The sequence below is a fragment of the Mycobacterium sp. AZCC_0083 genome, assembly GCF_014202335.1.
GTDB lineage: Bacteria > Actinomycetota > Actinomycetes > Mycobacteriales > Mycobacteriaceae > Mycobacterium.
Map to the genome: position 1 here is coordinate 12,909 of NZ_JACHGP010000001.1, position 23,631 is coordinate 36,539.

Annotated in this window: 24 protein-coding genes; 7 read left to right on the top strand and 17 right to left on the bottom strand. The window is 67.3% G+C overall.

Translation table 11 applies throughout. The features are described 5' to 3' along the window. Positions 1 to 51 precede the first annotated feature (51 nt). The 8 genes from HNP02_RS00070 to HNP02_RS00105 are packed head-to-tail and all read right to left on the bottom strand — an operon-like array spanning position 52 to position 8,096. Complete coding sequence (locus tag HNP02_RS00070; protein WP_184432744.1) at positions 52 to 1,254, bottom strand: argininosuccinate synthase; 1,203 nt, start codon at positions 1,252 to 1,254, stop codon at positions 52 to 54. Positions 1,255 to 1,257: 3 nt separating this feature from the next. Beyond that, a complete protein-coding gene (locus HNP02_RS00075; protein ID WP_375373623.1) occupies positions 1,258 to 1,803 on the bottom strand; it encodes an arginine repressor in 546 nt (181 codons plus the stop codon). Next, positions 1,734 to 2,654 (bottom strand): ornithine carbamoyltransferase, encoded by a 921-nt coding sequence (gene argF, locus HNP02_RS00080; RefSeq protein WP_184434756.1) that lies wholly within the window; start codon positions 2,652 to 2,654, stop codon positions 1,734 to 1,736. Before argF ends, HNP02_RS00075 begins: the two co-directional genes overlap by 70 nt. 2 nt (positions 2,655 to 2,656) lie before the next feature. Further along, entirely contained in the window at positions 2,657 to 3,898 is a 1,242-nt protein-coding gene (locus HNP02_RS00085) for an acetylornithine transaminase (RefSeq protein WP_184432750.1), read from the bottom strand. Further along, a complete protein-coding gene (gene argB, locus HNP02_RS00090; RefSeq protein WP_184434758.1) occupies positions 3,898 to 4,767 on the bottom strand; it encodes an acetylglutamate kinase in 870 nt (289 codons plus the stop codon). The genes HNP02_RS00085 and argB overlap by 1 nt, the downstream gene beginning before the upstream one ends. A gap of 11 nt (positions 4,768 to 4,778) precedes the next feature. After that, positions 4,779 to 5,993 (bottom strand): bifunctional glutamate N-acetyltransferase/amino-acid acetyltransferase ArgJ, encoded by a 1,215-nt coding sequence (gene argJ, locus HNP02_RS00095; RefSeq protein WP_184432753.1) that lies wholly within the window; start codon positions 5,991 to 5,993, stop codon positions 4,779 to 4,781. Next, positions 5,990 to 7,039 carry an N-acetyl-gamma-glutamyl-phosphate reductase gene (gene argC, locus HNP02_RS00100; protein WP_184432756.1) on the bottom strand — a complete coding sequence of 350 codons (1,050 nt, stop codon included), beginning with the start codon at positions 7,037 to 7,039 and terminating at the stop codon, positions 5,990 to 5,992. The genes argJ and argC overlap by 4 nt, the downstream gene beginning before the upstream one ends. A gap of 22 nt (positions 7,040 to 7,061) precedes the next feature. Continuing rightward, complete coding sequence (locus HNP02_RS00105; RefSeq protein ID WP_184432759.1) at positions 7,062 to 8,096, bottom strand: AraC family transcriptional regulator; 1,035 nt, start codon at positions 8,094 to 8,096, stop codon at positions 7,062 to 7,064. Positions 8,097 to 8,223: 127 nt separating this feature from the next. On the opposite strand from HNP02_RS00105, the gene HNP02_RS00110 reads away from it, so the two are divergent. Genes HNP02_RS00110 through HNP02_RS00120 form a run of 3 tightly spaced genes read left to right on the top strand, consistent with a single transcriptional unit; the run spans position 8,224 to position 11,449 of the window. Next, a complete protein-coding gene (locus HNP02_RS00110) occupies positions 8,224 to 9,702 on the top strand; it encodes an NAD(P)/FAD-dependent oxidoreductase (protein WP_184432762.1) in 1,479 nt (492 codons plus the stop codon). Further along, a complete protein-coding gene (locus tag HNP02_RS00115) occupies positions 9,699 to 10,622 on the top strand; it encodes an alpha/beta hydrolase (RefSeq protein WP_184432765.1) in 924 nt (307 codons plus the stop codon). Before HNP02_RS00110 ends, HNP02_RS00115 begins: the two co-directional genes overlap by 4 nt. After that, positions 10,619 to 11,449 carry an SDR family oxidoreductase gene (locus HNP02_RS00120; protein ID WP_184432767.1) on the top strand — a complete coding sequence of 277 codons (831 nt, stop codon included), beginning with the start codon at positions 10,619 to 10,621 and terminating at the stop codon, positions 11,447 to 11,449. The genes HNP02_RS00115 and HNP02_RS00120 overlap by 4 nt, the downstream gene beginning before the upstream one ends. A 4-nt stretch (positions 11,450 to 11,453) precedes the next feature. On the opposite strand, the gene pheT is transcribed toward HNP02_RS00120, so the two are convergent. Continuing rightward, positions 11,454 to 13,952, bottom strand: a complete 2,499-nt coding sequence (pheT, locus tag HNP02_RS00125; RefSeq protein WP_184432770.1) for a phenylalanine--tRNA ligase subunit beta — start codon at positions 13,950 to 13,952, stop codon at positions 11,454 to 11,456. Next, positions 13,952 to 14,995: a phenylalanine--tRNA ligase subunit alpha gene (gene pheS / locus HNP02_RS00130; protein WP_184432773.1), complete on the bottom strand. Its 1,044-nt coding sequence runs from the start codon at positions 14,993 to 14,995 to the stop codon at positions 13,952 to 13,954. Before pheS ends, pheT begins: the two co-directional genes overlap by 1 nt. 59 nt (positions 14,996 to 15,054) lie before the next feature. On the opposite strand from pheS, the gene HNP02_RS00135 reads away from it, so the two are divergent. Beyond that, positions 15,055 to 16,635, top strand: coding sequence for an FMN-binding glutamate synthase family protein (locus tag HNP02_RS00135; RefSeq protein WP_184434762.1), 1,581 nt, complete (start codon positions 15,055 to 15,057; stop codon positions 16,633 to 16,635). Positions 16,636 to 16,701: 66 nt separating this feature from the next. On the opposite strand, the gene HNP02_RS00140 is transcribed toward HNP02_RS00135, so the two are convergent. After that, positions 16,702 to 17,526, bottom strand: coding sequence for a rhomboid-like protein (locus tag HNP02_RS00140; protein ID WP_184432776.1), 825 nt, complete (start codon positions 17,524 to 17,526; stop codon positions 16,702 to 16,704). 9 nt (positions 17,527 to 17,535) lie between these two features. Beyond that, positions 17,536 to 18,438, bottom strand: a complete 903-nt coding sequence (locus HNP02_RS00145) for an adenylate/guanylate cyclase domain-containing protein (RefSeq protein WP_184432779.1) — start codon at positions 18,436 to 18,438, stop codon at positions 17,536 to 17,538. Between the two features lie 201 nt (positions 18,439 to 18,639). On the opposite strand from HNP02_RS00145, the gene HNP02_RS00150 reads away from it, so the two are divergent. Together HNP02_RS00150 and HNP02_RS00155 are read left to right on the top strand one after the other, a co-directional pair. After that, a complete protein-coding gene (locus HNP02_RS00150; RefSeq protein WP_184432783.1) occupies positions 18,640 to 19,686 on the top strand; it encodes an oxygenase MpaB family protein in 1,047 nt (348 codons plus the stop codon). A gap of 4 nt (positions 19,687 to 19,690) precedes the next feature. Then, entirely contained in the window at positions 19,691 to 20,929 is a 1,239-nt protein-coding gene (locus HNP02_RS00155) for an acyl-CoA dehydrogenase family protein (protein ID WP_184432786.1), read from the top strand. Here the strand turns inward: HNP02_RS00155 and HNP02_RS00160 are convergent. From HNP02_RS00160 to HNP02_RS00180, 5 genes are all read right to left on the bottom strand, one after another. Next, positions 20,926 to 21,678, bottom strand: a complete 753-nt coding sequence (locus HNP02_RS00160) for an RNA methyltransferase (protein ID WP_184432789.1) — start codon at positions 21,676 to 21,678, stop codon at positions 20,926 to 20,928. The genes HNP02_RS00155 and HNP02_RS00160 overlap by 4 nt on opposite strands. Before the next feature lie 32 nt (positions 21,679 to 21,710). Continuing rightward, complete coding sequence (gene rplT, locus HNP02_RS00165) at positions 21,711 to 22,100, bottom strand: 50S ribosomal protein L20 (protein ID WP_005149096.1); 390 nt, start codon at positions 22,098 to 22,100, stop codon at positions 21,711 to 21,713. A 42-nt stretch (positions 22,101 to 22,142) separates the two neighbouring features. Then, the gene (gene rpmI, locus HNP02_RS00170) at positions 22,143 to 22,337 is read right to left on the bottom strand and encodes a 50S ribosomal protein L35 (protein WP_184432792.1); all 195 of its coding nucleotides are present in this window, start codon (positions 22,335 to 22,337) and stop codon (positions 22,143 to 22,145) included. Positions 22,338 to 22,371: 34 nt separating this feature from the next. Next, the gene (gene infC, locus HNP02_RS00175) at positions 22,372 to 23,004 is read right to left on the bottom strand and encodes a translation initiation factor IF-3 (RefSeq protein ID WP_184434767.1); all 633 of its coding nucleotides are present in this window, start codon (positions 23,002 to 23,004) and stop codon (positions 22,372 to 22,374) included. A gap of 107 nt (positions 23,005 to 23,111) precedes the next feature. Next, positions 23,112 to 23,267, bottom strand: coding sequence for a hypothetical protein (locus HNP02_RS00180; RefSeq protein WP_184432795.1), 156 nt, complete (start codon positions 23,265 to 23,267; stop codon positions 23,112 to 23,114). Between HNP02_RS00180 and HNP02_RS00185 the strand changes: the two genes are divergently transcribed. Further along, complete coding sequence (locus HNP02_RS00185; RefSeq protein ID WP_184432798.1) at positions 23,266 to 23,628, top strand: DUF1844 domain-containing protein; 363 nt, start codon at positions 23,266 to 23,268, stop codon at positions 23,626 to 23,628. The two genes, HNP02_RS00180 and HNP02_RS00185, sit on opposite strands and share 2 nt — an antisense overlap. Positions 23,629 to 23,631 lie beyond the last annotated feature (3 nt).

Genomic DNA, 23,631 nt, shown 5'->3' on the forward strand with positions numbered 1-23,631 from the left:
CGGGTTCAGACGCGGCGTGTTGCCCGCAAACACGCGCGCTCGCGGGAAGAGTCATGTGTCGGCCAGGTCCCGCCTCGCGGCGATCTTGCTCGACAGGCCGTGAATGTGCACGAAGCCCTTCGCGCTGGACTGATCGTAGGTATCGCCCTCGTCGTAGGTGGCGAGGTTGAAGTCGTACAGAGATTCCGGGCTCCGGCGCCCATTGACCGCAATGTGGCCGCCGTGCAGCACCATCCGGATCTCACCGGTGACGTGTTCCTGGGTGTGGTCCACGAACGTCTCGAGCGCCGTCTTGAGCGGCGAGTACCAGAGCCCGTCGTAGACGAGCTCACCCCACCGCTGGTCGGTGGTCCGCTTGAACCGGGCCAGTTCGCGTTCCAGCGTGACGTGCTCGAGCTCGGTGTGCGCGGTGATCAGCGCCATGGCGCCCGGCGCCTCGTAGATCTCACGGCTCTTGATGCCGACCAACCGGTCTTCGACCACGTCGAGCCTGCCGACGCCCTGCGCACCCGCGCGCCGGTTCAGTTCGACGATCGCCTCCAAAACGGACGTCGAGCGCCCATCTATTGATACCGGCACGCCCTTCTCGAAGCCGATGATGACCTCGTCGGGCGAGCTCCAATTGACCGTGGGATCCTCGGTGTAGTCGTAGACGTCCTTGGTGGGGGCGTTCCAAAGATGTTCGAGGAAACCGGTTTCCACCGCGCGGCCCCACACGTTCTGATCGATCGAGAACGGCGACCGCTTCGTCACGTTGATCGGGATGGCGTTCTCCTCGGCGAACGCAATCGCCTTCTCCCGGGTCCACGCGTAGTCGCGAACCGGTGCGAGCACGTCCAGGTCGGGGGCCAGCGAGGCGAACCCAACCTCGAAGCGAACCTGGTCGTTGCCCTTGCCCGTGCAGCCGTGGGCCACCGTGCCGCCACCGTGCTCGCGCGCCGCCTCGACGAGGTGCTTGACGATCAGCGGCCTGCTGATCGCGGACACCAGCGGGTAGCGGTCCATGTAGAGCGCGTTCGACTTGATCGTCGGCAGGCAGTAGCCCTCGGCGAACTCGTCGCGGGCGTCGACCACGACGGCCTCGACCGCGCCGCAGTCCAGCGCACGCTGCCGGACCACCTCCATGTCTTCACCGCCCTGTCCGAGGTCGATGGCCACGGCCACGACCTCGCGACCGGTCTCCTTGCCGATCCAGCTGATCGCGACCGAGGTGTCCAGACCGCCGGAATACGCCAGGATGACGCGTTCGGACATGAATCAATCTCCTTTGTTCTCAAACCTTGCGGCCAGTTCGGCGCCTGTCATGGGTTCGCGGGCGACCACCAGGATGGTGTCATCACCGGCTATCGTGCCGACCACGTAGGGCAGCGCGGAACGGTCGATGGCACTGGCGAGGTAGTGCGCCGCCCCTGGCGGGGTGCGCAGAACCGCCAGGTTGGCGCTGGCGTCGGTGGACACCAGGAGGTCGCCCAGCAGGCGCGACATCCGTTCCGTGCCACCGGAAACCCCGCGCACGGGGCTGCCGTCCTCGGGCACCACGTACACGCCGACGCCACCGTCGGCGCCGCGCAGCTTGACTGCGCCGAGCTCCTCCAGGTCGCGTGACAGCGTGGCCTGGGTGACGTCGATGCCCTCGTCGGCCAGCATCGTCGCCAGCTCGCTTTGGCTGCGCACCGAGTTCGACGACAGCAGCGCCACGATGCGCGACTGTCGTCCTGCCCTTGTCGGTGCCGTCACGACCGCTCCAACAGCCACACCAGCAGTGCCTTCTGGGCGTGCAACCGGTTCTCCGCCTCGTCCCACACGGCGCTCTGCGGTCCGTCGATGACGTCGTCGACGATCTCGAAGCCGCGGTGTGCAGGCAGGCAGTGCAGAACCACGGCGTCGGGATCGGCAAGACGCATCAGGTTGCCGTTGATCTGGAAGGGCCGGAACGGGCGCACCCTGTCGAGTCCGTCGTTCTCCTGGCCCATCGACGTCCAGGTGTCCGTCACCACGACGTCGGCACCGTCGGCCGCGGCGCGCGGATCTGCGGTGACGGACACCGTCGCTCCGGTCTCGCTCGCCCGCCGCCTTGCCGCGTCGACGAACCGCGGATCGGGTTCGAAACCGACCGGGGCCGCGATGGTGGTGTCGATGCCTGCGGTCACACCGCCGAGCATCAGCGAGTGCGCCATGTTGTTCGCGCCGTCGCCGAAGTAGGTCATCCGCAGGCCCGCCAGCTTGCCCTTGCGCTCGACCAGCGTCTGCAGGTCGGCCAATACCTGGCACGGGTGGAACTCGTCGGACAACGCGTTCACGATCGGCACCGTGGAGCCAGAGGCCATGGTGCTCAACCGTTCCTGCGCGAACGTCCGCCACACGATGGCGTCGACGTAGCGCGACAGCACCCGTCCGGTGTCCTCCAGCGTCTCCTCGCGACCGAGTTGAGTGCTGCGGCCGTCGACGACCACGGCATGACCGCCGAGCTGCGCGATGCCCATCTCGAACGAGAACCGGGTGCGGGTGGAGTTCTTCTCGAAGATGACGGCGACACCGCGCGGACCGTCCAGCGGACGCCTGCTCATCGGCGCCTGCTTCAGCTCCGCAGCCAGCGCCAGCACCTCGGCCTGCTCGTCGGGCGAGAGATCGTCGTCGCGCAGGAAGTGTCGCAGCGTCACGATGCCTCCGACGAAGCCGCAGTGGCGGTGTCGAGGACCGCGGGCAGAGCGGTGATGAACGCGTCGATCTGCGCCTCTGTGACGACCAGCGGCGGGGCCAGCCGGATCACGTCGGGTGCAGCGGCATTGACGAGGAACCCCGCATCCCGCGCGGCGGTCTCGACCGCCTTGCCGTGGGGCGCGGTCAGCACCACACCACGCAGCAGGCCCGCGCCGCGGACGTGGTCGACCAGCGGGTGCCCGATGGCCTCGATGCCGTGGCTCAGCGTCTTGCCGAGCACGTCGGCGCGGTTGATCAGGTCCTCGTCGGCCAGGGTCTTCAGCACCGCGAGTGCCGCCGCGGTGCACACCGGGTTGCCGCCGAACGTGCTGCCGTGCAGACCGGGGGTCAGCAGGCCCGCGGCGTCACCGATGGCCAGGCAGGCGCCGATCGGCAGCCCGCCACCCAAACCCTTTGCGAGCGTTACCAGGTCGGGTGTGATCCCGTCGCGCTGGTGGGCGTAGAAGGTGCCGGTCCGGCCGACCCCGGTCTGCACCTCGTCGAGGACCAGGAGGGCGCCGTGCGCTGCGGTGATCTCACGCGCGGCGACCAGGTAGCCCGGCGGCGGGGTGACGACCCCGCCCTCCCCCATGATCGGTTCGAGGAACACCGCTGCGGTGTCCGCGTCGACGACGCGCGCGAGTGCCTCGACGTCGCCGTAGGGCACGAACGTGACGTCGCCCGGCAGCGGCTCGAACGGCGCCCGCTTGGCAGGCTGACCCGTCAGCGCGAGCGATCCCATGGTGCGGCCGTGGAAGGCACCTTCTGCGGCAACGAGTTTGGTGCGCCCGCTGAGGCGGCCGATCTTGAAGGCCACCTCGTTGGCTTCGGTACCCGAATTGCAGAAGAACGCCCGCGCGGGCACGTCGACGCCGAGGTGGGCGACAAGGGCTTCGGCGAGCGCGATGCCCGGCTCGGTGGCGTACAGATTGGACGTGTGTCCCAGTGTGTTCAGCTGGCGCGTGACGGCCTCGATCACCGCGGGATGCCGGTGGCCGAGGACGTTGACCGCGATACCGCCGAGCAGGTCGACGTAGGACTTGCCGTCGGCGTCGGTCACCACTGCGCCATCACCGCTGACCAGTGCGACCGGAGGCGTGCCGTAGTTGTTCATCATCACGGCCTGCCAACGCTCTTGCAGCACCTGTGTATTGGCTGACCCATTCCCCGAGTCGCTGCGCTCCTGCCCGCCGGACATCACTTCACCACCTTCGTTCCGGAACCGTCATCGGTGAACAACTCGACGAGGACGCAGTGTTCGACGCGGCCGTCGATGACGTGTGCGCTCGGCACACCGCCCGCCACCGCGCGCAGGCAGGCCTCGATCTTGGGCACCATGCCCGACTCGAGCGTCGGCAGCAGTTCGGTGAGCGTCGCGGCGTCGATCTCACTGACCAGCGAACCGCGGTCCGGCCAGCTGGTGTAGAGACCCTCGACGTCGGTCAGCATCAACAGCTTCTCCGCGGCCAGCGCTTCGGCCAGCGCCGCGGCCGCCGTGTCGGCGTTGATGTTGTGCACCACCCCGTCGACGTCGGGCGCGATCGTCGACACCACCGGAATACGGCCCGCGGCAATGAGATCGAGGACCGCGGTGGTGTTCACCCGCTCGACGTCGCCGACCAGGCCGATGTCGGTCGCGACACCGTCGACGTTGACACTGCGCCGGACCGCGGTGAACAGGTGCGCGTCCTCGCCCGTGATGCCGACGGCGTACGGGCCGTGCGCGTTGATCAGTCCGACGAGTTCCCTGCCCACCTGGCCGAACAGCACCATCCTCGCGACGTCGAGGACCTCGGGTGTGGTCACCCGGAATCCGCCCTTGAAATCGCCCGCGATGCCCAGCCTCTTGAGCATGGCGCTGACCTGTGGTCCGCCGCCGTGCACGACGACGGGATGGATCCCGCAGTTGCGCAGGAACACCATGTCGGCGGCGAACGCGGCCTTGAGCACGTCGTCGGTCATCGCGTTACCGCCGTACTTGACGACGACGATCTTGCCGTGCAGAGCCTTCAGCCACGGCAGCGCCTCGGCGAGGACCTGGGCTGCGGTCACATGCTCTTCGCGCAAGCGCTCATCGGTCACGACGAGTACGCCGAGTTCTCTTCGACGTAGGCGTGTGAAAGATCCGTCGTCCGAATCGTGGCCTCGCCGGATCCGACGCCGAGGTCGACGACGACGGCGATCTCGTCGCCGGACAGATCGACACCGCGCGCACCGGGTGCGCCTGCGCCGTCGATGCAGACAGGAGATCCGTTGAACGCCACGCTGATCCGGTCCGGATCCAGATCGACGGGCGCCATGCCTACCGCGGCCAGCACCCGGCCCCAGTTGGCATCCGAGCCGAACAGAGCGGTCTTGACGAGGCTGTCACGGGCGATGACGCGTGCCGCGGTGACGGCGTCGTCCTCGCTGGCGGCGCCGGTGACGGTGATCGCGATCCGCTTCGTGACCCCTTCGGCGTCGGCCTGCAGTTGCGCGCACAGGTCGTTGCACACGGCGAGCAGGGCGGCGTCCAGCTCGTCCTGGCTCGGTGCGACCTCACTGGCACCCGACGCCAACAGAAGCACGGTGTCGTTGGTGGAGCAGCTGCCGTCGATGTCGAGCCGGTCGAACGTGCGAGCGGTGGCGTTGCGCAGAGCGTGATCGAGCGCGTCGGCGTCGGCGACCGCGTCGGTGGTGATGACGCACAGCATCGTGGCCAGCGACGGGGCGAGCATGCCAGCGCCCTTCGCCATGCCGCCGACGGTCCAGTTCCCTTCGTGGTGCAGCGAAACCTGCTTGGGCACCGTATCGGTGGTCATGATGGCCTGCGCGGCCTCCACTCCACCGGTCAGCCCGCCGGCCATCTCGTGGACGATGTCCTTGACGCCCGCCAGCACCTTGTCCATCGGCAGCCGGTCGCCGATCAGTCCCGTCGAGCAGACGGCGACCTCGATCGCACCGGTCTCGCTACCCCAGTCCGACAGTGCGGCCGCAAGGGCCTCGGCGGTCTGGTGGGTGTCCTGGAACCCGGCTGGCCCGGTGCAGGCGTTGGCTCCCCCGGAGTTGAGGATGACCGCGCGCAGCCGCCGGGTGGTCATCACCTGCTGGGTCCACAACACCGGCGCGGCCTTGACCTTGTTGCGGGTGAACACGGCGGCCGCGGCGTAATCCGGTCCTTCGTTGAACACCAGGGCGAGGTCCGGATTGCCGGATGCCTTGATGCCTGCGGCGATTCCGGTCGCGCGGAACCCCGCCGGGGCGGTGACGCCCTGTGTGCGCACCAATTTCGCGGTCTCGGTTCCTTGTGTCATGGCGCCACACCCACGATCGAAAGTCCTTCCGTTTCAGCCCAGCCCAGCGCAAGGTTCATCGACTGCACCGCCGCGCCCCCGGTGCCCTTTACCAGGTTGTCGATGGCGCATACCGCCACCAGTACGCCGGCGTCGGCATCGACGGCGACCGCGATCTGCGCGGCGTTGCTGCCGATCACCGCACCCGTCGTCGGCAGTTGCCCTTCCGGCAGCAAGTACACGAATGGTTCTCCGCCGTAGTACTTCTCGTAGGCGGCACGGATCTCGGACAGCGACGCCGCGGTCTTGGCGGTGCAGGTCGCAAGGATTCCGCGCGACGTGGGGATCAGCACCGGCGTGAACGACACGGTGACGTCCTCGTCGGTGACCGTGCGCAGGCCCTGGGCGATCTCGGGCGTGTGCCGGTGCGCTCCGCCGATGTTGTAGGCGCGGGCCGACCCGATCACCTCGGAGCCGAGCAGGTCGACCTTGGCGGCTCGTCCTGCGCCAGACGTGCCGCTCACGGCGACGACGGTGACGGCGGGCTCGACGAGATCCTCGGCCACCGCAGGCAGCAGCGCAAGCAAGGCGGCCGTTGGGTAGCAGCCAGGCACGGCGACGCGCTTGGTTCCGCGCAACGCCTCCCGGCCGCCGGGCAACTCCGGCAGTCCGTAGGGCCAGCTGCCTGCATGAGCGGAGCCGTAGAACCGCTCCCAGGCGGCGGGATCGGTGAGCCGGAAGTCCGCGCCGCAGTCGACGATCAGCGTGTCGGACCCGAGTTGTTCGGCCAGTGCCCCGGAGTGGCCGTGCGGCAGGGCAAGGAACACCACGTCGTGACCGGTCAACACCTCGACGTCCGTCGCCTCAAGCACACGATTGGCCAGCGGCAGGAGGTGCGGGTGGTGCTCGGTGAGCGCGCTACCGGCACTCGCCGCGGCGGTCAGCGCGCCGATGGTCAGGCGCCCGTCGGCATAGGCGGGGTGCCCGAGCAGCAGGCGCAAGATCTCGCCGCCCGCGTATCCACTGGCACCGGCCACCGCCACTGAGGTCATGCGGCGATTCTGCATGGTTATGCAAGCAGGTGCAAATTCATTTCCCGGGCGTACGCGAGGCAGCGCTGACCTTGAGGTCTGCTCGGTACTGCCGGGGGGTCATCCCGAACCAGCGGCGGCACGACCGGTTGAACGTGCTCTGTTCGGTATAGCCGAGCAGGACGGCGATCTGGCTGAGGTGAAACCGCGGATCGGCGAGGTATCTCGCCGCGTGATTCTGGCGTTCACGTTCGATGAGGTCCTGGCATCGCACGCCTTCGGCGGTCAAACTTCGTTGCAGCGTGCGCGGATGCATGGCGAGTTGGTCTGCGATCGCTTCCACGCTGCATTGCCCGGTGGGCAGCAGCCGCCGGGCCAGCTCTGCCACGCGTTCGGACAGCGTCGCGGTGCTCGGCAGATAGTTGGACTCCAGGTACTTGGTGGCGATGCGCCGGGTCTCCGGATCCGCGCTCGCGATACGTCTCCCCGCCACGTGCTGCGGTAGGTCGAACCCGCACCACGTCTGTCCGAAACGCACGGGGCAGCCCAGCGCTTGGCGGTACGCGGCATCCGAACCCAGTTGCTCGTGCATGAACGAGATTGCGCGCGGTCGTGCCTCCGGCCCGCCCATGAGACGGATCATCCGCACGCCGTTGGCCATGCTCAGTTCGTATGCCTGGAACACGGAGGGCAGGCCCGGTTCGACCACCTCGAAGGTGAACCGGACGTCGGTGTCTGCGATGGGCGACGCGACGGTGAGCTTCAACGCGGGGGAATGAACGTACAGATAGCGGGCGATCGACTCCAGCCCACCGAGCAAGGTTTGCGCGTTGCGCGCGATCACGGCGATGGGACCCAGGATGTCCAGGCCCTGCCAGTGCGAGAGGCGCAGCCCGAAATCCGGGCAATTCAGCTCGGCCGCAGTGGCCTCGAGCAGTCGAACTGTCGCCTCGAAGGGGACGAACGCGTCCTCCTCGTGCTCGATACCGGCAGGAATGCCGAACCGCGACAGGAACGGCTCTGGATCGGCGCCGAGTTCCCTGACCAGGTCGCCGTACCCCCAGAGGTTGGTGGCACGGATCAGGCTGGCCATCCGATCGACCCCCTGTCGGGAAAAGACAAAAGCATGTCGGAAACCGTCAAGACCTGCGACGGCGCCCTCGACCATTCTGTTTCTACAGCGTCCTGCACACCCAGCAGGCAAGAAGCGCGAGGAAGCCATGAACGCACAACACTTCGACGTCCTGATCATCGGCGCCGGCCTATCCGGCATCGGCACGGCTTGCCAAGTGACCGCCGAGCACCCCAACAAGACCATCGCGGTGCTGGAGCGACGCGAGCGCCTCGGCGGAACCTGGGACCTGTTCCGCTACCCCGGCATCCGTTCGGACTCCGACATGTACAGCTTCGGCTACAAGTTCCGGCCGTGGCAGGACCTGAAGGTGCTCGCCGACGGCGCGTCGATCCGCGAGTACATCGCCGACACCGCCGCGGAGTACGGCATCGACGAGAAGATCCACTACGGCCTGAAGATCGTCACCGCCGACTTCTCCACCACCGGGAGCCGCTGGACGGTGACGGCCCTGCACGAGGCGACCGGCGAGACCCGTACCTACACCTGCGGCTTCCTGATCAGCTGCACCGGCTACTACAACTACGACGCCGGCTACCTCCCCACCTTCCCCGGCGCAGACCAGTTCGAGGGTCGGTGCATCCACCCCCAGCACTGGCCAGAGGATCTGGACTACACCGACAAGAAGGTCGTCGTGATCGGCAGCGGCGCAACGGCAGTCACCCTGGTCCCCACGATGGCCGGCGACGCCGAGCACATCACGATGCTGCAGCGTTCCCCGTCCTACATCTTCTCGGTCCCCGCCCTGGACAAGATCTCCCGGTTCCTTGGTCGATTCCTCCCCGACAAGGTGGTGTACGAGTTCGCCCGCAAGCGCAACATCGCCATCCAGCGCTACCTCTATCTGGCCTGCCGTCGCTGGCCCAGCCAGATGCGCCGATTCCTGCTCTGGCAAGTGCGGCGCCACGTCGGCCCTTCGGTCGACATGAGCCACTTCACCCCGAAGTACATGCCGTGGGACGAGCGGTTATGCGCAGTACCCGACGCCAACCTGTTCAAGGTGGTGGCCTCCGGTGAGGCGTCGATCGTGACCGATCAGATCGACACCTTCACCGCCAACGGCATCCTGCTGAAGTCCGGTCGCGAACTCGAGGCCGACATCATCGTCACCGCGACCGGGCTGGACATCCAAATGCTTGGCGGGATGGAGCTTTCGGTCGACGGTGAGCCCCGCAAGCTACACGACCAGATGACCTACAAGGGCGTGCTCGTGGAGAACATTCCCAACCTTGCCTGGGTCTTCGGCTACACGAACGCGCCATGGACCCTGAAGTCCGACATCGCCGGCGAATACCTGTGCCGACTGTTCAAGCACATGGACGACAACGGCCACACGGTGGCAACTCCGCTCGACGTCGAGGACTCCGCTATGGACATCGGCATGCTGGACCAGCTGCAGTCCGGCTACGTCCAGCGCGCCAAGAACACCATGCCGCGCCAGGGCTCCAAGAATCCCTGGAAGGTGCTCATGGACTACGGCAAGGACTCCAAGATGCTGCGCCACGACCCCGTCGACGACAACCTGCTCCAGTTCGAGACGGCCGCGCTGGACACGGTGATGGCATGAGAATCAACAAGAGAGTCGTCCGGGCCGGGCTGCGAGCCTCGCGACCACTGTTCGCATCCCACCGCATTTCGGTCCACGGCAAGCGCGCACTCTTCGACGCATTGACGAGTGCCGCCCGCCCCCCGAAGGGGACCCGCTTCGCGCGCATCACCATCGCCGGCGTTCCGGTCGAGCGGGTACTGCCCCCGGAGGGCGGAACCAACGGAACCCTGATCTACCTGCACGGCGGCGCCTATGCGCTGGGCAGCGCCAAGGGCTACTGCGGCCTTGTCGCCCACCTGGCTACGGCGGCAGGCATGACGGCTCTGATCCCCGACTACTCGCGGGCACCGGAAGCTCGATATCCGGTCGCCCTCGAACAGATGGTCGCGATGTACTCGCGATTGCTCGAAGACGGGATCGACCCGAAAAGCACCGTCATTGCCGGTGATTCGGCGGGCGGCGGCCTGACGCTGGCGCTCGCCATGGCGCTGCGGGATCGCGGAATCGCCGCGCCCGCGGCGCTGGGCTTGATCTGCCCGTGGGCCAACCTGGCGATCGACATCGACGAATTACGACCGACATTGCGGGATCCGCTGATCCTCCCGTCGATGACCGCTGAGTGGGCTCCGCAGTATGCGGGGACCGCCGATCCGATGTCGCCGGGCATTTCTCCGGTGTATGGGGATATGACCGGCCTTCCACCGATCGTGATTCACACCGCCGGTGACGATCCGATCCGCTGTGATGCCAGCGACATCGCCAAGGCCGTTGCCGCCGCGGGAGCCCCCGCCGTTGATCATCGAATGTTCGAAAACCTGTGGCACGTCTTCCACCTCCAGGTCAGCGTCCTTCCCGAGGCACGCGAAGCCGTCGCCGATCTCGGAGCGAAGCTCCACAACCACGTCCGCACCAACGATATGAAAGTTGCAGTGAAATGAACCGATTCGAAGGCAAAGTCGCTGTCATCACGGGAGCCGGATCCGGCATCGGCAGAGCCCTGGCCGTCAGTCTCGCGGCCAAGGGCGCAAGGCTCGCGCTCTCGGACATCGACACCGAAGGACTCGCCGAAACCGTCCGCCAAACCGAAGCGCTGGGCGCGACGGTGAAATCCGACCGGCTCAACGTCGCCGAGCGGGAGGCAGTGCTGGCCTACGCCGACGCCGTCGCCACCCACTTCGGTGAGGTCCATCAGGTGTACAACAACGCAGGCATCGCCTACAACGGCGACGTGGAGAAGTCCGAGTTCAAGGACATCGAACGGGTCATCGACGTCGACTTCTGGGGCGTCGTCAATGGGACCAAAGCCTTTCTGCCGCACGTGATCGCGTCAGAGGACGGGCACATCGTCAATGTCTCCAGCTTGTTCGGGCTGATCGCCGTGCCCGGCCAAAGTGCCTACAACGCCGCAAAGTTCGCCGTGCGGGGCTTCACCGAGGCGCTACGCCAGGAGATGTTGGTCGCCGAGCACCCGGTCAAGGTGACTTGTGTGCACCCCGGCGGGATCAAGACCGCCGTCGCACGCAATGCCACTGTCGCCGAGGGCCAGAGTGCTCAGGGCTTTGCGGAGTTCTTCGACAAGCACATGGCGATCCATACGCCGGAAATGGCCGCCGACACGATCCTCAACGCAGTCGCCAAGGGACGCGCTCGGGTGGTGGTCGGCTGGGAGGCAAAGGCCCTCGACGTCTTGGCCCGCACCATCGGTTCGGGGTATCAGCGGATCATCGCGTCAGCGGTGTCCAAGTTCTTCCCATGGGCGAAGTGACGCACTATTTGCGCTGCGTCGCCCCGACCCGCTCAGCCGCCACTGCCACCGCGGCGTCACGGGCCGCGCTCGCCTCGTCCTCGGTGAGCGTCCGGTCGGGCGCCCTGAACCGCAGCGCCAGTGTCAGCGACTTGCGGCCATCGCCGATCTGCGGCCCCACGTAGACGTCGAAGAGCCGGACGTCCTCGAGCAGTTCGCCCGCACCGTCGCGGACCGCATCGACGACGGCCTGCGCAGCGACGTCGTCGGCGACGATCAGGCTGACGTCCTGGAATACCGCGGGGAACGGGGACACAGCGGGTAGCGGCAGTCGTTCCACGAGAGGCACCGCGTCGAGGTCGAGTTCCACCGCACACGTGCCCTTCGGCAGGCCGGTCCGCTCGATCACCGCAGGGTGCAACGGACCTGCATGCCCGATCACGGAATCACCGAGCAGCACCTCGGCGCAGCGACCCGGATGCCACGGCAACTCCTGGGCGGCGCGCAGGGTGAACTCGACGTTGCAGGCCCGGCCGACTATCCGGACGGCCTCGAACGCGTCGGATGCCTCGACCGGCCGTCCCGGCCCCCAGGGTCCTGCCGGTTCGCGCATGCCCGTCAGCACCGCGGCGACGTGCACCGGTTGCCGCGGCAGGGAGTCGTCGATCGTGGCGATCTCATCGTCGGTGGGACGCCGGTCGACGGGGATCGGCTGCAGTGACCGCGTCCGCGGGGTCGCCTGAGCGATCTGCTCGATGCCGAACAGCGCCACGTCGGTTGCACCGCGAGAGACGTTGCGCACCAACGCCTCCAGCATTCCCGGTAGCAGTGTCGTCGCCAGATGTGGCCGATCGGCCTCCAACGGATTGAGCACAGACATGGTGGATCGCCTGGAATCTTCAGGGCCGAGACCCCACAGATCGAACACCCCGGCTGGCAGGAACGGCGTTGGCAGGATCTCGACGAACCCGTTGAGCGCCAGCGACTTCCCGATCGCGCGGCGTCGCGCCTGCGCGGCGGTGAGGCCTCGCCCTGGCGGCGCAAGCGGCAGCACCGAGGGAATCTTGTCGAGGCCCTCGAGGCGCAGCACCTCCTCGACCAGGTCGGCAGGCTGCTTGAGGTCGGGCCGCCAACTCGGCGGGGTTGCGGCGACCTGGTCGTCGGACGTCGTGACCGTGGCGCCGATCTGGGTCAGTCGACGTTCGGTGGTGCCTGCGGGGTAGTCGATGCCCGCGGTGCGGTCCGGCAGGTCGACGGGCATGCTCACCGGCGAATGCGACCAGTCGTCCCGCGGCGGGTCGCCGCGCCAGTCGGTCAAGGTGTTCTCGACGGTTCCGCCGGTGATGTCGGCCAGTAGCGCGGCCGAACGGTCAAGTGCGGCAACCGAGATCGCCGGGTCGACGGTGCGCTCGTAGCGCCGCCCCGCTTCGCTGACCAAGCGCAGACGACGTTGCGTGCGTGACACGGCCGCGGGGTCCCACACGGCGGCCTCGAGCAACACGTCGGTGGTGCTATCGCGAACCTCGGTGGTGCCCGCGCCCATCACGCCGCCGATGGCGGCCGTCGCAACGTCGTCGACGATCAGCACGTCACCGGGATCGAGCCGACGCTCGACGTCGTCGAGGGTGATGACCTTCTCCCCCGGCTTCGCGAAGCGCACGTCGAAGGCACCGGTGATGAGGCTGCGGTCGTGGGCGTGCAACGGATGCCCGATCTCGAGCATGACGTAGTTGGTGACGTCGACCGCCGGCGAGATGGAACGGATTCCGCTCAGCAGCAGCCTGCGCTGCATCCACCACGGTGACACCGCAGTCGGGTCGATGCCGGTCACGGGTCGCAGACCGAACCGCAGAACACCCGTCCCCGGCTGGACGGTCACCGGCCAGGCGTCGCCGTCGGCGGGCAGCGGCGTGACATCGGCGGGATCGACGAAGTCGAGGTCGTAGGCGCATGCAATCTCGCGTGCCATTCCCCGGATCGACAGGCAGTAGCCGCGATCCGGGGTGATCGCCAGGTGGAACACCACGTCGTCGAGACCGAGCAACTCGATCGCGTCGGTACCCGGTTCGGCAGTGCCCGGCGGCAGCACCATGATCCCGGACTGGTCGGCCCCCAGATTGAGCTCGGCGGACGAGCAGATCATCCCGTCCGACAGATGGCCGTAGGTCTTGCGAGCGGCGATGGCGAAGTCACCGGGCAGCACCGTGCCGGGCAGCGCGACCACGACGAGATCGCCCACGTTGAAGTTGGTTGCTCCGCAGACGATGTCGCGCGGCGCACCGTCGACGTTGCGCGCGCCGACGTCGACCTTGCAGGCCCTGATCGGCTTCTTGAACTCGGTGAGCTCCTCGATCTGTACGACCCTGCCGACCGTCAGCGGACCGGTTACCGGGCCGACCGGAATGATCTCCTCGACCTCGTGCCCGATGGCGATCAACGCCCGTTCGAGTTCGTCGACCGAGACATCCCAATCCGGTGCACCGGCTCGGACGACGTCACGGAGCCAGCTGTAGGGAACGCGCATCAGGCTCCGACTCCGAACGGCAGGGAGAACCGCACGTCACCCTCGACCATGTCGCGCATGTCGGGAATGCCGTTGCGGAACTGCAGGGTTCGCTCAAGGCCCATGCCGAACGCGAAGCCCGAATACGTCGAGGGGTCGATGCCGCAGGCGATCAACACGTTCGGGTTGACCATGCCGCAGCCGCCCCACTCCACCCAGCCAGGCCCGCCCTTCTTGTTCTCGAACCACACGTCGACCTCTGCCGAGGGCTCGGTGAACGGGAAGAAGTGCGGCCGGAACCGGGTGCGGCCCTGCGGCCCGAACTCGGCCCGCGCCAACGCATCCAGCGTGCCCTTCAGATGAGCCATGGTCAGGCCGCGGTCCACGGCGAGCCCCTCGACCTGATGGAACACCGGGGTGTGCGTGGAGTCGAGTTCGTCGGTGCGGAACGTCCGGCCGATCGACACGATGTACACCGGCAGCTCGCGCTCGAGTAACGCGCGGATCTGCACGGGCGAGGTGTGCGTGCGCAGCACCTGACGCGACCCCTCTGGCGCGACGTGGAAGGTGTCCTGTTCGCTGCGCGCCGGGTGGTCGGGCGGGAAGTTCAGTGCGTCGAAGTTGAATTGCTCGGTCTCGACCTCGGGACCCTCGGCGAGCTCCCAGCCCATCGCGACGAACGTGTCGGCGACGTGCTCGGCCAGGATCGTGATCGGGTGCCGTGCACCGATCGGCTGACGCGTCGATGGCAGCGTGACGTCGATGCGCTCGGCCACCAGGACCGCCGCGTCACGTTCGGCGCGCAGCGCCGCGAGACGCTCGTCGTAGGCGTGCTGTGCATCGGTGCGGGCGACGTTGACGAGGCGCCCTGCGTCCGCGCGGTCGGCCTTGGGCAGCGAGCCGAGTGCCTGACGCGCCAAGGCGATCGGCGACCGCTCGCCGAGGTACTCGGTCTTGGCGCGGGCCAGCGCATCGAGGTCGGCGGCCAGATCGAAGGCGCCGCGAGCCGCACCGACGGCCTTCGCTAGTGCGTCCTCGGAGAGGTCGATGGGCTGATCAGACACCCGGCGATCATAGGTGATGGCCAGATGTGGGCCGCGACACGCGATACCGTTGCCCCGTGATGATCCGACCGCTCATCGTCGCGATCATCTTGCTGGCCGGGGCGGGGACCGCGGTGCTCGCAGTAGCGCGGAGCGGCTGGTGGGCCGCGCCCGCCGCCATCCTGCTCGGCCTCGCGGCACTGGGCACCTGGGATCTGCTGCAGACCCGGCACACCATCCTGCGGCTCTACCCGATCCTCGGGCACGTCAGGTTCCTGATGGAGTTCGTCCGGCCCGAGATCAGGCAGTACTTCATCGAGTCCAACACAGAGGCGGCCCCATTCGACAGGGAGACCCGCGACCTGGTCTACGAACGTGCGAAGGCCACCAAGGGTGACGAGCCGTTCGGCACCGAGCGCGACGTCAGCGCGATCGGCTACGAGTTCCTGCGGCATTCCATCCGGGCGCGCTTCGCTGAGGACCTCGACCCGAAGGTGCGCCTCGGCGGCCCGGACTGCACGCAGCCCTACGACATGGCGATGCTCAACGTGTCGGCGATGAGCTTCGGTGCGCTATCCGCCAACGCCATCGAGGCGCTCAACACGGGGGCGGCACGCGGCGGGTTCGCTCACGACACGGGCGAAGGCGGCATCAGCCCGTATCACCTGCGCGGGGGCGGGGACCTGATCTGGGAGATCGGGTCGGGCTACTTCGGCTGCCGCGATGCCGACGGCCGCTTCGATCCGGTCGCGTTCGCCGAGAAGTCTCGGTTGCCGTCGGTGAAGGCCATCTCGATCAAGCTGTCCCAGGGCGCCAAGCCCGGCTTGGGTGGCGTGCTGCCCGGCGCCAAGGTCAGCGCCGAGATCGCGGCCACCCGCGGGGTGCCGATCGGGAAGACGGTGGTGTCGCCACCGGCGCACAGCGCGTTCTCCACACCGACCGAGTTCGTCCAGTTCATCGCCACCCTGCGCAGGCTGTCGGGCGGCAAGCCGATCGGGTTCAAGCTGTGCATCGGCGCGCGCACGGAGTTCCTGTCGATCTGCAAGGCGATCCTGGCCGTCGGCGTCGCGCCAGACTTCGTCATCGTCGACGGCGGTGAAGGCGGCACGGGTGCGGCGCCTCAGGAATTCGAGGACCACGTCGGCATGCCGCTGACCGAGGGTCTGATGCTGGTGCACAACAGCCTGGTTGGCTCCGGTCTGCGCGACCGCATCCGCGTCGGCGCGTCCGGCAAGGTCGCCAGTGGCGTCGACATCGTCAGCCGCGTGTGCCAGGGCGCCGACTTCACGATGTCCGCGCGAGCCATGATGTTCTCCGTCGGCTGCATCCAGGCGCTCAAGTGCAACACCAACCACTGCCCCACCGGCGTCGCCACCCAGGACCCGGCTCGGACGCGCGCACTCAACGTGCCGGACAAGGCCATTCGGGTGTTCAACTACCAGCGCGCCACCGTCGCCAGCGCCGCGCAGATCGTCGCGTCGATGGGCCTCAACGGTTTCCACGAGCTATCGCCGGCCATGTTGAACCGGCGCATCGAGGGCCAACGCACCCTGACCTACGCCGAGATCTACGAATGGCTCATGCCCGGCGAACTGCTCGACGACCCACCGGAATCGTGGCTTTCGGACTGGATCGAGGCGTCGGCGGACGAGTTCACCTGAACCACGCGCATGGGGTGGGACCATGCAGATGCGACGAAGACGAGGTGGAGCGCCCCGGGATCGAATTCACGCGCCGCTGACGGGGCAGTCGCCCAACGCAGGTTGAGCCGCCATCACGGGAGGCGCCGCAGGTGATCGGTGCACCTGCTGGCGCCACCAACCCAGCAGCGCGCCGAGCACCGCGCCCGCCAGTCCACAGACCGCCGCAATCAGCATCGCCGAAATGGTGCTGGCCAGGACCATGAAGCCGAAACTCGCACCGATCACCAGCAGAACGGCCCGCGTGCCAGTCCACGGTGCTGGTCTGCCGAACCGCGTCGCCACGACCATGCCAAGTGCCAACGCCACGGCATGCCCCACGTCGGTGAAGTCGCTGCTCAGCCAGACCACGGCCGCGCCGACCGCCAGCCACCAACCGACCCAGGTGGAGCGCCAGCGGCGCGGCACTGCGCCGGTCAGCGTGCCAAGCACGGCAGTGGCCCCATAGCTCATGCCCACGTCCTCAGCGCGCGTGATGGCGACGGGCAGCCATGCCAGCTTCACTGCCGCGGCGAGACCTGCCGCGACGAGCAATGTCGCACCGACGTGGCCGACGGCGAACCCCACCACCAGACGTCCACTGCGCCAGAGGAGTTCGGCAACGCCCATCAGGCAGACCAACCCCGGCAACCACAGGTAGGGCGCTCCGGCTTCGACGACGAATGCGCTATCGAGCAGCGTTCCGACGTGACCGTGATTGAGGTTGTGCAAATTGGTACTGGCGTGCCGGATCACGCGATCCGCAGCGGTGGGTCCGAGCACCGAGAGCGTGGTGGTGACACCGATCAGGATCACCGCGTACGACACGGTCACCCGCATTCGGGCCAGTCCAGACCACAGTGCCGACACCATCACCATCCACTATGCGCCGGCAGAAACACCATCCCCGTTACCGTCAGCTGGCAAATCCCTGCGAATCCTCATGTGGTACATGGCCAGATCCTCGGGAACCCCGGCGATCTTCGGCGCGAACAGTTGCTTGCGTATGCGTTTCACCGTCACGCCGAGAGCGTCGAACTCCTCGTCGGGGATCCGCTCCAACGTGGTCCCCGAAACGACGAGGCCGCCCTTGGTTGCCTGGTCCATCACCCTGGCCGCGACGTTGACGTCCACACCGAGCCAGTCCGAACCCATCCGCTGCGGCCTGCCGGTGTGGATGCCAGCCCGCATCCGCGGCGTATAGCCGTCGATCTCAACGGTTTTCACCGCCTCGAGCGCGGCGAGCACGGCCTTTACCGCGGTGGTGGGACGGGAGAACACCGCCATCGCGCCGTCCCCCATCCGCTTGACGATGCGGCCGCCGGTGGCGAGCAGCGGCGGCTCCATCACCTGAGCAACACGACGCAGCAGCCGCAGGGCGGCGTCATCCCCTGCCCCGAGTGACCACTCGGAGAAGCCGACGAGGTCGGTGAACACCAGCGTGACCTCGGGGTTGGCCGGCCGTCCCGAGACCCGTTCGGTCAGCGCCTGCCACACCTGCAGGCCGGCGAGGCTGAACTCCCGCGATGCGGCATCACGGTCCAACAGCCGGTCTGCGGCACGTGCAGCGGCCTGCGGACCACCTTCGCCCGCAGCGGACAAGGGATCCCCGAAGTCCGGATCGCCTGGCAGCGTGCGACGGGCGCGCCTGATGAAGGCGATGACCTCGGGGCTGTGGTTGGTGGTCTTCAGCCACGCCAACGGCCCGCCGGGTTTGAACCCAAGGTCGCTTCGCTCCTGCCCACCGGAACCGCCGGATCGTCGCTCGAACGATTCGACATCCACAGCGCCACCCTAAGTGGTCGGCGAGATATCCACCGAAGTCGCTGGTCATGGCTGATCTTGACCGGTCGACGTCGACGTATTCTCGCGTGCGTCGCAGGTCGGTAACGGTGCAGCGCGACGCGCCCGCAAATGATGGACAACGCGTGTTGTCAACATTATCGTTGGCCGCACACCACCGGTTGGGAAGTCAGCGAGGACACCATGACCGCGAGATCGAAGACCACCGCGAGGGCAAGCGCCCCTGCCGATCCCCTTGGCCCCGACTCCCTCACCTGGAAGTACTTCGGCGACCTGCGCACCGGAATGCTGGGCGTGTGGATCGGCGCCATCCAGAACATGTATCCCGAGCTCGGCGCAGGCGTCGAGGATCACTCGATCCTGCTTCGCGAACCGCTGCAGCGGGTGGCGCGGTCGGTGTTCCCGATCATGGGCGTGGTGTACGACGGCAACCGCGCCGCCGACACCGGTGCGCAGATCCGGGGTTACCACGAGTCGATCAAGGGCGTCGACGGCGCCGGCCGGCGCTACCACGCCCTCAACCCGGACACCTTCTACTGGGCGCACGCCACGTTCTTCATGCTGATCATCAAGACCGCCGAGTACTTCTGCGGCGGCCTCACCGAGGCCGAGAAGCACCAGCTGTTCGACGAACACGTGCAGTGGTACCGGATGTACGGCATGAGCATGCGGCCGGTCCCCGAGACGTGGGAGGACTTCCAGGAGTACTGGGAGGCCAAGTGTCGCGACGAGCTCGAGATCAACAAGGCCACGCTGGACATCTTCTCGATCCGGATCCCCAAACCGTGGTTCGTCCTGATGCCGACGCCCATCTGGGACCAGATGTTTCGACCGCTCGTCGGCGCGCAGCGCTGGATCGCCGCCGGTCTGTTCGACCCGGCCGTCCGGGAGAAGGCGGGCATGCGGTGGACGCCGAGCGACGAGGTGCTACTACGCCTGTTCGGCAAGTTCGTCGAGCTGGCGTTCGTCGTGGTGCCCGACGAGATCCGGCTCCATCCCCGCGCGGTCGCCGCCTACAAGCGGGCCTCGGGCCGGATCCCCGCCGACGCACCGTTGGTGGAGGCGCCTGCGTTCATGGCCCCGCCGCGCGAGCGCTGGGACCTGCCCATGCACTACGTACCGCGCCACAAGTCCCTGATGGAACGGGCAGGCTCGCTCGTCCACACCACGTTCTCCCTGACCGGCCTGCGGCCTGCTCGCGGTCGACAAAAGCCCGGAAAGGCAGCCTGAATACATGCTCGAGTGGTCTGAGATCGACCTTGCCGTGCGCGATGCCGTTCGCCAGTTCGTAGACAAGGAGATCCGGCCACACCTCGATGACCTCGAGAGCGGCGACATGGCGCCCTACCCGATCATCCGCAAGCTGTTCACGACGTTCGGCATCGACGTGATGGCCAAGGACTCACTGGAGAAGCGCCTGGCCAAGATGCGCGCCGGCGAGTCGTCCGCGAAGCCGGCATCGGGTGGAATGTTCGGTGGCGGAGGCGACGCGGGCGGCATGGGCTTCGTCGTGGTCAGTGAACTGTGCCGGGTCAGCATGGGCATCGTGACCGGCATGGGCGTCAGCCTGGGTCTGACGGTGTCCACCATCGCCTCGAGGGGAACGCTCGCCCAGCAGGAGCGGTGGCTGCCCGGTCTGGTCACCTACGAGAAGATCGGCGCATGGGCGATCACCGAGCCGGACTCCGGCTCGGATGCCTTCGGCGGCATGAAGTCCTACGTCGTGCGCGATGGCAACGAATACATCCTCAACGGGCAGAAGACCTTCATCACCAACGGTAGCGACGCCGACGTGCTCGTCGTCTACGCCAAGCTGGACGAGGGCGATCCGACCGTCGAGAAGCGCAATCGCAAGGTGCTGACCTTCGTCCTCGATCGCGGCATGGACGGTTTCGTGCAATCGAAGCCGTTCCACAAGATGGGGATTCACAGCTCGCGCACCGGCGAACTGTTCTTCGACAACGTGCGGCTCGGTCGCGACCGGTTGCTCGGCGAGACCGAGGACAACAAGGCCGGTGACGGACGGGACAGCGCGCGGTCCAACTTCGCCTCAGAACGGATCGGCGTCGTGGCCATGTCGCTCGGCGTCATCGAGGAATGCCTGCGGTTGTGTGTGGACTACGCGAAGACCAGGACGTTGTGGGGTAAGGAGATCGGCCAGTTCCAGCTCATCCAGCTGAAGTTGGCGAGCATGGAGGTGGCGCGAATGAACGTGCGCAACATGCTGTTTCGCGTGATCGAGGCCACCCAGTCGGGCACGCCGATCTCGCTGCCCGAGGCGTCGGCGATGAAGTGGTACTGCTCGCAAGCGGCCACCGACGTAGCCATGGAGGCGGTGCAGCTCTTCGGCGGCAACGGTTACATGACCGAGTACCGGGTGGAGCAACTGGCACGCGACGCCAAGTCGCTGATGATCTACGCGGGTAGCAACGAGGTGCAGATCACCCACGTCGCGCGGGGGCTCCTCGCCTAGCTTTGGGCCCTGGCACTCTGGTACAGGCAGATCGCCGCGGCCGCAGCCACGTTCAGGCTCTCCGCACCACCGCGCATCGGGATCTGCACCCGCACGTCCGCCAACGCCGCGACCTCGGATGCCAGGCCGTGGGCTTCCGGCCCGAACAGCCACGCGGTCGGCTGGGCCAGGCCGGACTCCAGTTCGGGGCTGTCGAGTGACGTCTCGCCGTCGACGGTGGTGGCGAGCACCCGCACGCCGATCCCCTGCAACGCCGCGATCAGCTCTTCGGTGTCGGTGACTTCGAGCACGGGTAGCGAGAAGATGCTTCCTGCCGAGGCGCGCAGGCACTTCCCGTTGTAGGGGTCGACACCGTGCCCGGCCAGGACGACGGCGTCGGCACCCATCGCGTCGGCCAGCCGGATGAGTGTTCCCGCATTGCCGGGTTCCGAGACTGCGACGGCGACCAGCACCAGGCGTGGACGGGCGGCCAGCACGTCGGACAGGCTGGTCTCCGGCAGCGAGCACACCGCAACCAGCCCAACCGGTGTCACGGTGTCCGACAACGCCCTCGCGGCCCGCTCGGTCACCACGGAGACCGGCGCGCCGTCGAGCATTTCGCCGAACTTGTGCCGAGCCTCCTCGGTGGCGAATACCTCACCAACGAGACCGCGCCGCAACGCTGCCTCGACGAGATTCGGCCCCTCGGCGAGGAAACGTGCGGCGCGGGTACGGCTTACGTGGCGGTGCAGCTTGGCCGCAGCCACCACGCGAGTCGATCGCTCGGTGAGCGGGGGGAGGCTCAGGCGGCCTCTCCGGACGGTGCGTTGACGTCCTCCGGCAACGCGGCCTTGGCGGCCTCGACGAGCGCGGTGAACGCAGCCGGGTCGCTGACGGCGATCTCGGCCAGGTTCTTGCGGTCCACCTCGATGCCAGCAGCCTTGAGGCCCTGGATCAGGCGGTTGTAGGTGATGTCATTGGCCCGGGCCGCGGCGTTGATCCGCGAGATCCACAGCTTGCGGAACTCACCCTTGCGGGCGCGCCGGTCGCGGTAGGCGTAGGTCAATGAATGCAGTTGCTGCTCTTTGGCCTTGCGGTAGAGCCGGGACCGCTGTCCGCGGTAGCCCTTCGAGGCCTTGAGGACTGTACGCCGCTTCTTTTGGGCGTTGAGTGCGCGCTTCACGCGTGCCATGGGGGTGTTCCTATTCTCGTGCGGTCGTCAGGGGTGCTGCGCTCAGCCGTTGAGCATCTTCTTCACGCGGCTGGTGTCGTTGGCAGACACCGTGGTACGGCCGTCGAGGCGACGGGTGCGCTTGCTCGACTTGTGCTCCAGGAGGTGGCGCTTGTTGGCCTTCTGGCGCACGATCTTGCCGGTTCCGGTGACGCGGAAGCGCTTCGACGCTCCGCTGTGGGTCTTGGCCTTGGGCATGCTGTCCTCTAGTTCTGTGGTGGATCAGGTTCAGTTATGGAGCCGGTGGCGCTTCGCTCGGCGGCGCTGCCGCTGGCTCGGCGGGAGCCGGCGCCGGTGCCGCGCGTTGCGCCGGTGGCGCAGCTGCATCGTGTGCAGCTCTGGCCTTGGTCTTCGCGCCGCGGTGCGGTGCCAGCACCATCGTCATGTTGCGGCCGTCCTGCTTGGCGGACGTCTCGACGAATCCGTAGTCGGCGACGTCGGCGCCGAGGCGCTGCAACAGTCGGTAACCCAATTCGGGCCGCGACTGCTCGCGTCCGCGGAACATGATGGTGACCTTGACCTTCGACCCGGCCTCGAGGAAGCGGACGACGTGTCCCTTCTTCGTCTCGTAATCGTGCGGGTCGATCTTGGGTCGGAGCTTCTGTTCCTTGACGACGGTCTGCTGCTGGTTCTTGCGAGACTCGCGCGCCTTCTGAGCCGTCTCGTACTTGAACTTGCCGTAGTCCATGATCTTGCAAACCGGCGGTTTGGCGTCTGGGGCTACTTCGACGAGATCGAGATCGGCGTCCGCGGCGACGCGGAGTGCATCTTCGATGCGCACAATGCCTACCTGCTCACCACCTGGTCCGATGAGGCGGACTTCGGGTACGCGGATGCGCTCGTTGATGCGTGTCTCAGTGCTGATGGGGCCTCCTATGTAGTGTTGCCGGAGCCCACACCATCAGCCCCCTGTTCCATGGAACAGGAAAGGCCCTGCATATAGCAGGGCCCGATGCCGACCGATCACGGCTCTCACCGCCTGCGCATGACGCAGAACAGGCGTCGTGTGACACCTGTGACCGGACCGTTGAAACCGGCGTCGAAGACGTGGCCAACGGTGGGAGCGGGACTCCACTTGGGTGTCCTGGAATACACCAGGACGGTCGCACGTGCCAGTCTAGCAGGCATGACCGAGGTTCCTAACTCCGCCGAATCGCCAGCTCCGCCAGCAGCGCGCGAACTGGCCGAGATCCCCGCCGTCGAGGTGATCACGCGCTCGGCAGTCATGCTGATGAGCGCCGCCGCCGAGAAACTGGGTTTGTCGGCACCGGACCCCGACGACAGCCCCTACCGCGACCTCGACGAGGCACGTCGCCTGATCACCGCGCTCGCCGGGCTGGTGACTGCGTCAGCCGAGTTCCTTGGGCCGCACGCCGGGCCGGTACGCGACGGCTTGAAGAGTCTCCAGCTGGCCTTCCGCGAGGCGAGTGTGGCGCCAGAAGAGCCGGGACACGGTCCAGGCGAGAAATACACCGGCCCCGTCTGGTAGGCA

Coding starts and splice junctions, on each gene's coding strand:
- HNP02_RS00105 (WP_184432759.1), bottom strand. CDS start 8,096: ATGGCCAGCCTGATCCGTGCCACCAACCTCTGGGGGTACGGCGACCTG.
- HNP02_RS00120 (WP_184432767.1), top strand. CDS start 10,619: ATGAACCGATTCGAAGGCAAAGTCGCTGTCATCACGGGAGCCGGATCC.
- HNP02_RS00155 (WP_184432786.1), top strand. CDS start 19,691: ATGCTCGAGTGGTCTGAGATCGACCTTGCCGTGCGCGATGCCGTTCGC.
- HNP02_RS00115 (WP_184432765.1), top strand. CDS start 9,699: ATGAGAATCAACAAGAGAGTCGTCCGGGCCGGGCTGCGAGCCTCGCGA.
- pheT (WP_184432770.1), bottom strand. CDS start 13,952: ATGCGCGTTCCCTACAGCTGGCTCCGTGACGTCGTCCGAGCCGGTGCA.
- HNP02_RS00070 (WP_184432744.1), bottom strand. CDS start 1,254: ATGTCCGAACGCGTCATCCTGGCGTATTCCGGCGGTCTGGACACCTCG.
- rplT (WP_005149096.1), bottom strand. CDS start 22,100: ATGGCACGCGTGAAGCGCGCACTCAACGCCCAAAAGAAGCGGCGTACA.
- argC (WP_184432756.1), bottom strand. CDS start 7,039: ATGCAGAATCGCCGCATGACCTCAGTGGCGGTGGCCGGTGCCAGTGGA.
- rpmI (WP_184432792.1), bottom strand. CDS start 22,337: ATGCCCAAGGCCAAGACCCACAGCGGAGCGTCGAAGCGCTTCCGCGTC.
- HNP02_RS00110 (WP_184432762.1), top strand. CDS start 8,224: ATGAACGCACAACACTTCGACGTCCTGATCATCGGCGCCGGCCTATCC.
- HNP02_RS00085 (WP_184432750.1), bottom strand. CDS start 3,898: ATGTCCGGCGGGCAGGAGCGCAGCGACTCGGGGAATGGGTCAGCCAAT.
- HNP02_RS00150 (WP_184432783.1), top strand. CDS start 18,640: ATGACCGCGAGATCGAAGACCACCGCGAGGGCAAGCGCCCCTGCCGAT.
- HNP02_RS00135 (WP_184434762.1), top strand. CDS start 15,055: ATGATCCGACCGCTCATCGTCGCGATCATCTTGCTGGCCGGGGCGGGG.
- HNP02_RS00185 (WP_184432798.1), top strand. CDS start 23,266: ATGACCGAGGTTCCTAACTCCGCCGAATCGCCAGCTCCGCCAGCAGCG.
- HNP02_RS00140 (WP_184432776.1), bottom strand. CDS start 17,526: ATGGTGTCGGCACTGTGGTCTGGACTGGCCCGAATGCGGGTGACCGTG.
- HNP02_RS00180 (WP_184432795.1), bottom strand. CDS start 23,267: ATGCCTGCTAGACTGGCACGTGCGACCGTCCTGGTGTATTCCAGGACA.
- argJ (WP_184432753.1), bottom strand. CDS start 5,993: ATGACACAAGGAACCGAGACCGCGAAATTGGTGCGCACACAGGGCGTC.